The organism is Candidatus Bathyarchaeota archaeon (genome assembly GCA_023131225.1).
In the GTDB taxonomy this organism is placed as follows: Archaea; Thermoproteota; Bathyarchaeia; order Bathyarchaeales; family SOJC01; genus JAGLZW01.
The window spans coordinates 42,057-55,080 of the sequence record JAGLZW010000028.1 but is presented as its reverse complement, the minus strand read 5'-3'; the positions used below and the strand labels follow the sequence as shown (position 1 = coordinate 55,080).

The window sequence follows — 13,024 nt, the reverse complement described above, 5'->3', positions numbered from 1 at the left end:
GAACCCATGGAAATCCCCGTCTTCCACAAGACTAGGGACGGAAAAAGGATTCCTCAACGCCTCAGTGAAATTTCCAAAATTTTCGAAGCATTAAGAGGGTTCATAAATGTTATTCGCGTGTACACTGAGGATAAATACCGTACAGAGGTTGCCGAAGCCGCGACAAAAGTGTTAGGCGAACTACCCTACTCAGCAAGGATATCCTATTAACAAGAGAACGCTGAACATATGATGATAGGTTCTGTTAAGTCTTCGTGAGATTTAGTTAGGTGTTAACTATCGTGGGATGAAACTTTACGTTGCTCTAAGCCATTGGATTTCTGAACCACTCAGATTCGAGGAAAATATCTTGGCACTATCTAGGGTAATGAAATAATAATAATGAATGGTGGAGGCGGAATTCTGGTCTGCTGGCGCCAACTTGTTCATTTGATGAAATGGAGGGTCTATTCAAGCCTGCAAACATCAGTCATAACTTTCTTCAACTTTTTGTAGTTTGTAACTAGCGAAAGTCCCATCCTCGTTAGGTCGGTTTTACCTCCATGTTTTCCACCTCTCTGAGTTCTAACCACTGGCATTCCAAGATGCTCTTCTGCGTCTTTAATGAGGCCCCAAGCGTAACGGTAAGACATGCCTGATGTTTTAGCGGCAGCACTTAGTGAGCCTTCTTCTCTGATTTTTTCAAGAAGATTGTAGGTTCCTTCTCCAAATATGTATTTTCCGTTGATTTCGAACCACAATTTGAAGGCGGGTTTGATTTCTGGTTTTTTCGTGGAAGGCAATTAATTCATCTTCTCAAGGTTGTCTAAGTCAGGCTATTGTGTTCTTGGCTAATAAAAAAGCATGTACCCCTCGTTTATGGTTCTTTGGTGAAGCGGGTTTCGCGACAGATCGAAATGTGGCTGCAACAACCTTCGACATAGGTTTCTATGCTAATTTAGTTATCTTAGCTGCTTATTCCTATATTCTCATGCTCGCTGGTACGTAGGGAAGTCTGTGATTTTTTTCTGTATGCTTCCTTCCCTAAGTGCTAGTACATATTCAACTACATCTGAGGGCTTTTGAAAAATCAGTTTCTGTAAGGATTTGAATCCCCATCGTGAGCATTTTATGCTTGAGATTATTGAAGCAACGGTCACTGACTTCATTAGATCGTTGGTTGTTTTGTACGTCGCAAGGAAGGCACCATTCCACGTGTCTCCTGCTCCTGTGGTATCTATCACTTTGCCTGTTGGAATGGTTAAGGCTGGAATCATTTGCGGTTCAATTTCGGATCCGCTCACTATTGCACCTAGTTTTCCCATAGTTACTATCAGTTTTTGGGCTTTTATTCGTTCTAGGGCAAGCGAGAGGGAACTGGATTGGGTGAGTGCTTTTGCCTCGAACTCGTTGAGCATGAAAAAGTCGGCTTGTGAGGCAAGTTTTTTGAGTAGTCTTCTGTTTCTCGGTTCTTTTGTGTATCCTATCCAGGTGCTGATTGATACTTTTACGTCAGATGAACGCTGTTTTATGTCGTTTATTATCTTAGTGACCTTTGCGGGTTTCATTGGGGATAAATGTATCATGCTTTGCGGTTTGAGAAGTCTTGAGGAGATTTGTGAGGAGGTTATTCTGGCTCCAGCGCCAGCGTGTGCTTCGATGTATTTTGCTTCCCAGTTCCTATTGTAGCGAATGAAGAATCTGGTTGAGGGCATGTTAAATGTTTTTACGCCCGTGGAATCTAAGCCGTCAAAGCAGTTTGTGAAGGAGAAATCTTTTCCAACCGTGGTTATTATGGCTGTTTTTACGTTCAGGGCTTTTGCGGCGATTGCGGCGTATAATGCGCCTCCACCTGGCTGTGTTCTGGTTCCATTCATGTTCTCTACTTTGTCTATTGATACGTGGCCCACGAACGTGAGGTTTGCGGTAGACGAGTTTGAAGTTGGCTGGGTCATTTTGAGTTACCGTTTTGCCTGCTGTGTTGGCTTAGGTTTGAGGGATGGAGGCTGAGAGGAATTTTTCAAGTTCGTTTTCAGCGTTATCTGCTTGGATGAATATGGGGACATTTTCTATGCCTGTAGCTATGTAACTTGATAGTAGCCATTCACCTGGTGCGAATTCGAGTGTTTTTTCGAGGATACCTTGGTCTATCATGAAGGTGTTGCTGATGAGGGTGCGGTCGTAGGGGCGAGGTAGGGTGCCAACGAAGTAGGTGTGGAGCTGTTGTAGGGCGTTGGTGTTTAGGTAGGCCAGTCTTTGGGTGGCGATGCATACGCCTAAGCCGTATTTTCTTCCTTGTCTTAGTAGGGTTTCGACTTGTTTGCTGCATTTTTTGTCTATGCCTACGGAGCCGCCTAAGTCGGGGATGAATTCTTGGGCTTCATCGAAGACGAGTAGGATGTAGGGTTTGACTTGGAATCTGCGTTTTCGGCGGGTGAGGAGATTGCGTGTGAGGGATATGATGAGCTCTTTTATCGTGTAGGGGTCTGAGATGGAGATGCATACGATTCTTCCTTCGCCTTCTAGTAGGTTGCGGATTTTTTCAGCTGTGAGTCCGCCTTCTTTCTGTTCCTCTTCTTGTCTTTTCTTTATGACTTCTGTGAGGGCGTTGCGGGTGGTTGCCCATGCGTAAAGTCCGCTTTTCTCGTGGACTTTGAACGTTTGGACTACTTCACGGGCTATGGGCTCTATGTATTCTATGAATTGTTTGTCGACTTCTTGGTTTTCGCTGAGGGCGTGTTGTTCGACGTATTCTAGGATGGTGTCGCTGATTCTGTCTATGGCGTTTATGTAGTGGGGTTTATCAGTGCTGTTTTTTCTTTGGTTTTCGAGTTCTTCAAGAAATTGGCTGTATGTGGGAACTTTCTGTTTGGGTTTGGTGTAGTAAGATAGCTTGGCTTGGTCCATAATTTTTTTGAGTCCTGTTTTGATTCTTTGGTCGGTTTCATATTCTCTGGGTTTGACGACTGAGTTGAAGAATTGTTCTAGGGATTCTATTTTGTGTTCAAGGATGACTTTTGAGGGGATTGTGGGGTCTGAGAGGATGTCGAGGAGGAGGAAGATGTATTCGCAGCTTATGTCGAAGATGACGATTTTTGTGTCTTGTGTGTGGAGGAGGATGCGTCTTAGGATGTTTGACATGAGGTTGCTTTTGCCGCCGCCGGTGAATGCGAAGACGCCGAAGTGGTAGCGGACAAGGTTTTCAAAGTCTATGTATATTGGGATTGTTGTTTTGCTGGCTTGGAACATTTTGATTATGCCTAGTCGGGGGTCTCGGTGAGCGTCGGGTGTGGTTTTGGTTGGGTCTACGCCTAGTTTTTGGGTGATTTTTTGGTTGTACATGCGGTTTATCATGATGCTGTTGAGGATGTTGGCAGGGCTGGCTACGATGGGGTAGCTGAAGCCTTTTGTGAATTTGCATTCGCCGCTGGAGCAGAGGGTGAGGTCGTAGTTGACGGGGATGGCGCTGATTTGGATGATCATGGTGGCTTTGTCGTTGGTTTGCCAGTCGGCTTCTGACTGTTCTATGATTTCAAATTGCATGGGGTAGTATCCATGATCTGAAAGGCCTCGTAGGCCGAAGTGTTCTGGCCAGACTCTGCTGATTTCCATGAGTGTGTATCTTTGGGTGTTGGGTTCGGTTTGTTTGAAGTTTGGGATTGCTAAGAGCATGCCTTCTTCGAGGAGGCCCATGAGGTCTTTCTGGTATTCTACTTTGATTCGGGCTTGGTAGCGGGCGCTTATTCCTGTGAATTTGGATTCACTTACGATGCCGAATTGGCGGGGGACGACGTGGCTTAGGCGGGCGTGGAATCTGCCGTTGAAGTTGGTGAAGTATGTTTGATTATGGGTTTTCTCTTCTTGTGGCTTCAATTGCTGTTCTCCTTTCGCGGAATGTACTCATGTAGAATACGAACTTTCTTAATTTATGGTTGTTGAGTATCCAGTTTGCAGTGGTATCAGCGATGCGTTTGAATTGGCCGTAGTGCCATTTGGCGATTTTGTCGGCGATGAATAGGGGTTTGTTGTGTCCGAAGGCTTCAGGTATGCTCGGCGGGGTCATAGCGATGAGAATTGTCATTGTCAAGTTTTGGAGCTGGTTTGGGACAGTTTTATCTTTGTAGAGTATTATTTCGACGGGTTCTTTTGCGCTTCCGAACTCGTTCCAAAATTGAACTGTGGTGTTTGGCTTATGATCGAATTCTGGGTAGACGAGGCGGTCTGTGAGAAGGACGTTGCTGCGGAGCAGGCGGTCTTTTTTGGCTTGGGCGAGTTGCACGTAGGTTTTGAGAAAGGTTTTTTCAAGGCCTATCCTGTTTTTTATGGCACCCAACACGTAACCTTTTCTGGTTTGCGGGTCTGGGACCATGGAGCGGAAGGCTGAATCGTATTCGATTAGGCTCCAGGGGACTTTGACTTTTTCAGGGTTGAATAGGCTGATTGATTGGAGTATCATGCGGTCGGTGTTCGGTAGTTTTTCGTATGTTTCCGGCGTGATTGTGTCTTTTAGCATGCCTTCGTTGTTGAGGATGGGGATTAGTTGGCGTTTCATGTCTCGGGCTGCAGTGTCTTTTGTTATGCCTATGAGGAGGATTTTGTTTTTCCAGCATGCTTCTATGAGCATGTGGAAGGTAAAGAGGGTGAGGAAGGCAATGTCGAGCGTTGTGAGCCAATGTTTTTTTCCGTTTTTCTTTATTTTCATGAGGTTGGCGTTTTGAGTTTCTAGTTTTTGGGTGTAAAAGAAGAGGTCTCCTAGGGTTGTTACGAGTTTTTGTAGTCTAGTCCATGTTGTTGCGTATTTTGGGTTGATGCTGTATGTGTTGTCTCTTTTTGTTAGGATTTCTTCTTTTACTGATTTTTTGAGGTATCTCTCAGCTCTTTTAGCCCTTTTCTCGTCTGCTATTCCTAGTTCTTGTAGAATTTGGCTCTTGGAGACGGGGCTTTTCTGTTGGATTATGTTGATGATGGCGTAGCGGAGGTAGTCTGCTCTTGCTGGTGGAACGCCTAGGGCTGGGTTTCGGATGTGATGTCTGCCTAAGGCAAAGTCGTTGGCGTCAATGGGTGTGTTGTCTATTTTGTAGCCTATTAGGTTGCTTTTGGCTTTCCAGAGGTCTCTTTTTGAAGTGTCGTAGAGTAGGCTGGCGCGTTCGATGGATAAGCTTCTGTCTAAGAGGATGATGCGTATGTCTTGGTTTGGGTCGGTGGCGAGTTTGTACGCGAGGTAGTATTCGGCGAAGGTCATTATCCAGTTGGCGATGGTTGCGTTGTTTATGATGGCGCTGTCTTGTAGTGGCTTGTTAAGGGCTATTTCGTCTGGTTGTTCTTGACTGAAGAAAGTTTGGTCTATTTCTGGGACTTCGCTTATGAAGACGGGGATGACGCTGGAGATTCCTGCACCTTGTTGGATGGTCTTTGCGTCGTATTGAACTGCTGGTTTGGAGTTCGGCTTGAAAGTTATGGTGCCAGTTGAGGCGTAAGCGCCGCCGAAGAAGATTACGAGGTCGAAGAGGGGACGAGAGTACATGGTGCCATCTATACCTGCGAAGCGAACCTGAGTAGAACCCCAGAATTTCCGGGCTGTTTCGTAAGCCTCCTCGTAGCTGAAGCTTGAAACAATAAGGTTAGAAAGCAAACGGTCGTAGAGTGTTTGCAAGGGTTGAAGGCGGTTCTCATACTCGGTGATTTGGTCAGAAGCACCCGATTTAAGAAGGTTACTTGTTCTCTTAATTGTGTGGCTTAACATAGATGAAGACATTTAGTCACCACTTAGTTCCAACATAAGAACATACGGCTCGCTTTAAAACAATACTTTGCGTTGGCAAGAACAGTTTCTCTGTTAGAGAGGTCCTTAGAACAAAAATAGGGAGGGGGGGAGGGGAGGGGGGGGGGGTCGGCGTATCTGTGCCTGTAGATGCGTTTTTGGTTGAGGTAGCGTTTCTTTATGATGCGAGTGTAGATTTTAACCAACATAGTGCCCCTCTAAAACTGAAAAAGGAGATTGTTGAGGTGGTTAGACGTAGCTTTCTTGCAGCAGTCTATCTATTTCAGCATAGTTATTCTGTTTGGCCAAGCGTTGGATGCGGCCAAGTCTCTTGATTAGTTCATTTTTGTTCTTTACCCTGCTTGCCTCATGGATGGCCAGCTTGACGGCGTTTACTTTGTCCTGCTTTCGAGTAATAGATTCTTGAACCAAGATTGTTCTCACCCGATTCTCCTGTCTGCTCTTACCGAAAATAAGGCTGATGCTAAAACGCATTTGCATATAGGTGAGAGAGGAGAGTGAAAGTTTTGGTGTGTCTTTGTTAGATTAATTCCAGTTCTTTTCTTTCTATATACCTTGCCTCTTTCAATTTGTCATACAACTCGAAGAATCTTTGGCCATTTGCATAAAGTTCGTATACAGATTGTATTGACCACGCATCAATCCAGTTGCGAATCGGGTCAAATCGTAATACTGCATTGAGCCGAGTTATTTGCTCTTCTTCAATAACTAGAATCACTTTTCTGTAGTTGAATTCTCTGGCCTCTCTGAGCTTACGAATTGCGGAATCAAGGTTGCCCTCCATCTGAATTTCAATAGCAACTTCAGGGTTCTTGCCTGAAAGCCAAGCTACATCGAGTTGATAAGCTGATTCTGAGGTAATTCTGAGTCTTGTGTTGGTGTTAAATCCGGTCCAGCTTCCAACGGTTTGCAGCATTTCACCGATTCGGTCGTGTAAGGACTTGGAGTTTAAGGAGAGCTTCATGATGGCTTCTTTGTAGTCTTTCTCAGTTCTCAAACTTTTTTTGATTGGCTCTGCTTTTTTGGCTGCAGGTTTTCGAGAAAGTATCTTTCGCATTTCAGATTCAATCAGCAAGTAATCTTCCTCGGGGATTTGCCTCACGCTGCCACGGACAAAAAGCGACCAGTGAACCTTATCTTTGATGAAGGCTAGTTGTTTAATCAGCCTCTTGATGTCAAGTAACTCATCATCTTCCAAAACGATTTCTGGTTTGCTCTTTGCTCTCGAAGGCCAAATTTCGTCTTCGTCAGTCCAGATTTTTATCTTGTTGTCATAATAATACTTTGACGTTATGGTGGCTATAGCGCCTAACTTTGAAATCTGATTTATGTAGTAAATAACTTTGTCTCCTGGTTGGAATTTCATTACAGTCTTTTTTTGGCGTTCTTTCAGTCCCTGAACAGTAAAACCTGAGGTTTCTTTGTCAACCTTGAAATTCTCTGGAGAAGTTGTAATTAACCAATAATTCGGCATTTTGTGTTCAACTACATTTATGAGAGAGATATATAAAATTCGCGCGGGCTAGTCATAATCCAAAGGGGAAAAACCTAGTTCCCACCAATCAAATCCACTTTCCTGATAATCTAGTGCATCATGAATTGTCTCAAATTTGTGGTCACATTCCCAGTAGTTATCGAAATTCGGGTCTGACCACCATACAACTTTGAGAGTTGTGCTTTCAACTGGCATATATTTTCCTTCACTGGTTTCAACAATCAACCATGCGTGTCTCCCGAAGCCAAATGGGGAGTCTCCAACGTAAATTTTAGCATGCCATCCTCTATTCTCCAGATGCCACTCTAAACAAGCACTCATTTCACTACAGTCAAATACGCCAGCTTGATATGGTTCGCTCCAACTCAAAGCGAAAAGCTCAGCATCCAAATCGTAAACACCAAACTTTTGTCCTTCTGGTTTAAAATAATAAAAGGAGTAACATGCTTCTTCGTATTCTGCATTTGCATATAGATGGTTCGCTACATAATCTTCATACTCTAAGTTTGTGTACTGATGGCTTTCAACGTAGTCATCATATTCCGAGTTTGTATACTGATGGTCTGCTATGTAGTTATCATACTCCGAATTGCTATGGCTGTGAGTTGACACGTAATAACGATATGTTATGTTAAGAGAGTTTAGTTCATTCTGCAGATTGCTCTTTTGGTCTTGTAATTCATTGTTAAGATTTCTAAGATTTCCTATTTCCACGTAAAACAACATGGTAGTAATGGCAAACATAATGACTAAGACGCTACATATCGCTAATGTATCTCTTGATTTCCTATTTCCTTGCTTTTCTGTTTCTATCATCTCAAACCCCAAAGGAACTGATTATTTTCACATTATAACTCTTACGTGGGCGCATCTGCATTTCTTGCACTTAAAAAGCTGTAGAGGATTATACATTGGCACATAAGCCTTAACCACTAGTTCTATGGTCGGTTGTTCTTTTGGAGTGATTTCACCGTGCAGTTTAAATCGTCTTTCAACTTTTGGAAAATTTTCGGTGGCTATTATTTCTGCGATTTCTTCCCATTTTCCTCCAAGCCAAGTATAAATTGATTGCAGAAGAGAAGCTGTGAAGACAATCTCCTTCGAAAAGAGATTAAAATAAAATGGTTTGTCCATATCTTCCTGTTCTGCGAACTCGTCAATCTTTTCCTTTATCTTGCTTCCCAAAATATCTTTTGAAATTCGGCATAAAAATAGACCTGAAGCAACCTTTTGGACCAGAAGAAATCGAAGTCCAAGAATACAATACTGGAAAACGAGTGGTTGGCAATAAGTATGTGAGGGAAAGAAAGCGAAAGATCTAACCTTTAAGAATTGATATGAGTAATTCAGAGATTGTGTCAAAATTCTCGACCGTAACATCAATGTGTTACATAAGAGTTCATGGTTTGGATGAGGCTTAATGCGCGTGCGAGTGAAAATATTCAGTAAAAAGAGATAATGCAAAGTCCCTTCATCGAATAATATTGTGAATGTTGAATTAGTGAACCTTTATTCATTCGGCAAATAAAATAGAAATCCCTGTGGATACGAAATGTAAAATATTAGATCACACTATTAGCTTGAATAAACAGATTTGTTCATAAGGTGACTTCCATTAAATGAATTGGATGCTTGTACTTCTAGCTTTTTTTGGAATCATTATGGTAACTATAACTTTAGTGATTGCTTTCCCGATAATTTTTGCTCTTAATCAGTTGACTTTGATAGCCAAGAACGATGTTGCCAAAAACATTATGGGAGGAACTTTGGGTATTGCGTCTTTGGCTTTAGCTTTCCTAGGATATTCGTTAGGTCAAAGACGCCAATATTTTGGTAAAAAAATCTCAAGGACATATTCAAGAGTAGCAATAATAATGTTCATTCTGATTCCTCTTTCTGTGGTTGACGCTTTTGTTTCAATGTCTTATATTTTGGTTTCTTCTTCTTGTTTTAGATCTAACTATTCATGGCTGTTTGAATTGGCCCTTTTTCTCATATTTGCAATCGGTGTAGTTTTGATTATAACAACCACCTATGTTGTTGCGGAAGAATTTTGGTTTTAGGTGAAATGCATGTCAGACGTGGTCTTAGATGGAACAAAATGGGGGAAATGCATTTTACAATCTCGAGTCCTCAAAACACTTCTAAAAGATAACAAATTCTTGAGTGAACAAATGGAAAAAGTGTTGGGAACCATGTATAAAGGAGAAACAGGTCCGATTCGTTTGATCAAAGGATTGGAATACGTTCTAGACGGCAATGACGGAGTTAGGAGTGCTATTGATGGAATCACCAAAGATTCCATTGAAGCGAAGAGCCTTTTGCACTGGTATGCGATCATGATTTATGCAACGGCTAGAGAAAAAAACCTATTGTTTGTTCGAGCTAAAGATTTTGGGGGGGAGTAGAAATGAGTGAAGAGATTAGACTATCTTCAAAAGAATTGAAAATTCTATCAGCCTTCGATAAGGGTAAATCTAGTGAGGAGATTGCTGAGCAAGTAGAAATGACTGTTGCAGAAGTTAATGAAATCTTGGAGGAAGCTCAGAAAAAACGGCAGCAACTCGTATCCGAATCAGAAAGCAGCGAAGTATCGTTCGTTTATTATCGTACCATAGATGCTACACTCAATGTTCCTCAAAGAGGTTCGATGAAAGTTGGAAGTCAGATTCTCAAACTTCTAAGTGAAGGAACATATAGTTCACCAGCTAATAGCATCAAAGAATTAATCAGCAATTCTTTTGATGCTGATGCTACAGATGTAGATATTTCGTTTGACGGTAACGAGTTAATTATTAAGGATAATGGGAAGGGAATGGACTACAAGGATTTCGATGAGGAGTTCGTTTATATAAGTCGATCAAGGAAAAGGGATAAAGGAGATTTTACTGAGAAATTCAATCGACCAATAATCGGCTTTATTGGTATTGGATTTATTGCAGTTTCTGAGCTCTGTAACTTGATTACAATAACCTCTACCAAGAAAGAGTCTGATTTGGTTTTTAAAGCTAAAATAGATTTTTCAATATCGCGAGAACGTGAAGCAGCTGAGAAAGAGTTCTATGAAGTCAGTCAGTTTGAATTAACTAATTACAAAAAGGTAGACAAGGGCTACGATTTAGATGAACATTTTACAGAAATTCGTCTAAAAGATCTTAGACCTTTATTCAAGGAAATGCTGATTGATAAAGAACCTTTCGGCTCCTCGTCTGTTACGATCAGCAAACTCTTAGATCACTTGGAGGAAAAAGGAAATAAGACTTTTTCCTATCTTGGTGAGTATTGGCAATTTCTGATAGAACTGGCATATATTTCTCCTGTAACTTATCTTGCTGATGGTCCAATAAAAGCCGTCCCCGAAGGATCGGAAGAGTTTCAGTTAATTAAAAAGATAAAATCCACACTCAGCAATTACAACTTCAAAGTCACCTTCGACGGTATAGAACTGAAAAAACCACTGCGATTCCCAATGCGTAAAGACCCAATTATTTATGAGTTAAATTACAAAGTGCATCCTTTTAAGGAGTCCAAAGTGGTAGATGGAAAGACTTTGTCTTTTGAAGGATATATCTACAGTCAACATGGAAGTATTAGTCCTAAAGAGTATAACGGGATAATAACAAGAATTAGAAACGTCTCAATAGGCAATCCTGATACTACTCTACTTGGTTATCCGTTGACCTCAAATCTAGTCTTCAGAAATTGGCTTTTTGGAGAAATCTATGTAACGGCGGGACTTGAAGATGCAATGACAATTGACAGGAGTTCATTCAAGTTTACCCACTCACACTATCAATACTTACAAGAGTTTATTCATAATTTTCTCGAAAGAGAGGTTTTCGAATATACATTACATGATTATTATTACGCGAAGAAGGAAAGAAAAAAGAAGAAGACCGCTGAAAAACAAGAAAAACTTCTTACGCAAATCATAAAAAAGGAAGTTGGAGAGACTTTCGACCTCGAACTATCTTCCGATAAAGATCAAATGCCTGTTGTTGTAGACAACAAACGTCAAAAAGTCATTATTAACAGAAATCATTCAACATTCAAACAAGTGAAAGCCCATGAGCGCCCATTGATTGAAAGATTGGTAATGCTAATAGAGATCTCTATTGAGAAGAGTGGAGGAGATATGGGGAAAATGAGAGACCTGCTCCTAAAACTCGTCAGAAAATGGTTCTAAGTAAGCCTAATACTTTATCTTAGAAATTCTACATGCTAATCAATATAGACGCGTCCAAATGATCAGTTTATCCCTATGGCATTTTTATACTTGACCTTTAAGCGATTAAACTTTTTTTCTTTTGATTCCCAGGTCGTAGGAACCTCCTGGTAAACTTTGATATTGGTGATTATTGGAGGTATATTATTTTTTGAGTAATCCTTCCAATGATCTTCTGAATTTTCTAAAGACCATTGTGAGAACGTTATTGCCTTTCTAAGTTTATATACTCTTCCAGAAAGGTATAACCATAGCCTAGCGTTTTCTAATACAGATCCATATTTGGACGTGAAATCGTTTTTGTTTAGAACAAAAATTTTAGGTTCAATCCCGAATTTTGACAAGGGCTCTTTAGAAGCAACTTCAGTAAGTTGACCTTCTATTGATTCAAGGTCACCATTATAGTTTGATATTATGAAAATTTCTTCAACCATGAATTTGTTTTTGGGTAACGCTGATTTTTCTTTATCGGTTGGTTCTACGCTTAAAGCAAAAATTGTGTTTACTGTATTTTGTTTAAAATTCAAAATCTTCTCCTGAAGAGCTTTTCTAAATAAACTCTTTGGAAATTTCACCAACCTAAGATACTTTATTTTGTTCTGGAATTCTGAATGTAATACCTTGATTTCGGATTTTTTTTCATCCTCAATCATCATCTCATTCTTTATCAATTGAAGAACAGAGTTCTCAAACATTTCACAATACTGCTTATTTTTTTCGAATCCGAACCAACGTCTTCCTAAATAATCAGCTACTGCAAGAACGGAGCCTGACCCTGCAAAGGGATCCAAAACGATATCCTTCTTTTGCAAGTTAGCGTCTGTCGTTAGTAATATGATTCTTTCAATCATTTTCGGGGGAAGAGGATTAAAATGTCGAAGGGATGTATGTCCCCATTTACCTTGGGTTGGGACGGGAAATTCCCAAACGTTTGTAGGCAGGGCACCATTAGGATTGTAACGTTCTGGATATTTCACCCACCACTCCTTCAATTGGGAGATGTCGAAGTTTCTTATCCGATCGCCGTAGAATTTGAAATTCCCTGTTTTTGTAAAAAAAAGGATATATTCAAAAATGTTACGTAGTTGACCCTTACTTGACCACGGTAATGTTTTGTCTTTTTTCCATATCAAGATATCAGTTAATTTCCATCCAATGTTTTCCATCTTCTCAGCAAGTTTAAACGGTAGATTAACTAGTTTGCCTCTCTTACTGAAGTCGTCAACAATTATCCATAATGACCCCGTATCATTTGTTACATCTTTAATTTGACTGAATAACTTCCCAAGATCGTTCATGTAGTCAGAAAATTCTTGACCGTATCCGATTTGATTCTTATATCCGTAACTCTTTAAATCAAAATAGGGAGGAGAGGTAATGGTCACATCGACAAATTTTTTGTAACTGCCGCGACTTTCCAAAAACTGTTTAAATTTACGAACGTCGCAATTGTGGAGTTTAAAAACGGACTCAGCAGGTGACATTATTTAATTCCTGACACTTTCAAGTTTCAATGAACCTATACATTTTAGTCCAATATAAA

The 13,024-nt window shown here is 40.8% G+C and carries 13 protein-coding genes; 4 read left to right on the top strand and 9 right to left on the bottom strand.

Features of this window, described 5'->3' with window-relative positions; translation table 11 throughout:
• A partial coding sequence (locus KAU88_07380; protein ID MCK4478330.1) for a hypothetical protein occupies window positions 1-210 on the top strand: 210 nt, incomplete at its 5' end.
• 236 nt (window positions 211-446) lie between these two features.
• Here the strand turns inward: KAU88_07380 and KAU88_07375 are convergent.
• From KAU88_07375 to KAU88_07340, 8 genes are all read right to left on the bottom strand, one after another.
• Complete coding sequence (locus KAU88_07375; GenBank protein MCK4478329.1) at window positions 447-782, bottom strand: winged helix-turn-helix domain-containing protein; 336 nt, start codon at window positions 780-782, stop codon at window positions 447-449.
• A 186-nt stretch (window positions 783-968) separates the two neighbouring features.
• Window positions 969-1,934: a carbohydrate kinase family protein gene (locus KAU88_07370; protein MCK4478328.1), complete on the bottom strand. Its 966-nt coding sequence runs from the start codon at window positions 1,932-1,934 to the stop codon at window positions 969-971.
• A 31-nt stretch (window positions 1,935-1,965) separates the two neighbouring features.
• Window positions 1,966-3,852 carry an ATP-binding protein gene (locus tag KAU88_07365; GenBank protein ID MCK4478327.1) on the bottom strand — a complete coding sequence of 629 codons (1,887 nt, stop codon included), beginning with the start codon at window positions 3,850-3,852 and terminating at the stop codon, window positions 1,966-1,968.
• Window positions 3,824-5,734 carry a hypothetical protein gene (locus KAU88_07360; GenBank protein ID MCK4478326.1) on the bottom strand — a complete coding sequence of 637 codons (1,911 nt, stop codon included), beginning with the start codon at window positions 5,732-5,734 and terminating at the stop codon, window positions 3,824-3,826. Before KAU88_07360 ends, KAU88_07365 begins: the two co-directional genes overlap by 29 nt.
• Window positions 5,735-5,989: 255 nt before the next feature.
• Window positions 5,990-6,184: a hypothetical protein gene (locus KAU88_07355; protein MCK4478325.1), complete on the bottom strand. Its 195-nt coding sequence runs from the start codon at window positions 6,182-6,184 to the stop codon at window positions 5,990-5,992.
• 97 nt (window positions 6,185-6,281) lie between these two features.
• Window positions 6,282-7,235, bottom strand: a complete 954-nt coding sequence (locus KAU88_07350; GenBank protein MCK4478324.1) for an EVE domain-containing protein — start codon at window positions 7,233-7,235, stop codon at window positions 6,282-6,284.
• A 48-nt stretch (window positions 7,236-7,283) separates the two neighbouring features.
• Window positions 7,284-8,072 carry a hypothetical protein gene (locus KAU88_07345; GenBank protein ID MCK4478323.1) on the bottom strand — a complete coding sequence of 263 codons (789 nt, stop codon included), beginning with the start codon at window positions 8,070-8,072 and terminating at the stop codon, window positions 7,284-7,286.
• 27 nt (window positions 8,073-8,099) lie between these two features.
• Entirely contained in the window at window positions 8,100-8,441 is a 342-nt protein-coding gene (locus KAU88_07340; protein ID MCK4478322.1) for a TdeIII family type II restriction endonuclease, read from the bottom strand.
• A gap of 434 nt (window positions 8,442-8,875) precedes the next feature.
• On the opposite strand from KAU88_07340, the gene KAU88_07335 reads away from it, so the two are divergent.
• Genes KAU88_07335 through KAU88_07325 form a run of 3 tightly spaced genes read left to right on the top strand, consistent with a single transcriptional unit; the run spans window position 8,876 to window position 11,442 of the window.
• Complete coding sequence (locus KAU88_07335) at window positions 8,876-9,319, top strand: hypothetical protein (protein MCK4478321.1); 444 nt, start codon at window positions 8,876-8,878, stop codon at window positions 9,317-9,319.
• A gap of 9 nt (window positions 9,320-9,328) precedes the next feature.
• Window positions 9,329-9,664, top strand: a complete 336-nt coding sequence (locus tag KAU88_07330) for a hypothetical protein (GenBank protein MCK4478320.1) — start codon at window positions 9,329-9,331, stop codon at window positions 9,662-9,664.
• A gap of 2 nt (window positions 9,665-9,666) precedes the next feature.
• Window positions 9,667-11,442 carry an ATP-binding protein gene (locus tag KAU88_07325; protein MCK4478319.1) on the top strand — a complete coding sequence of 592 codons (1,776 nt, stop codon included), beginning with the start codon at window positions 9,667-9,669 and terminating at the stop codon, window positions 11,440-11,442.
• 62 nt (window positions 11,443-11,504) lie between these two features.
• On the opposite strand, the gene KAU88_07320 is transcribed toward KAU88_07325, so the two are convergent.
• Window positions 11,505-12,965, bottom strand: a complete 1,461-nt coding sequence (locus tag KAU88_07320) for a site-specific DNA-methyltransferase (GenBank protein ID MCK4478318.1) — start codon at window positions 12,963-12,965, stop codon at window positions 11,505-11,507.
• Window positions 12,966-13,024: the final 59 nt, after the last annotated feature.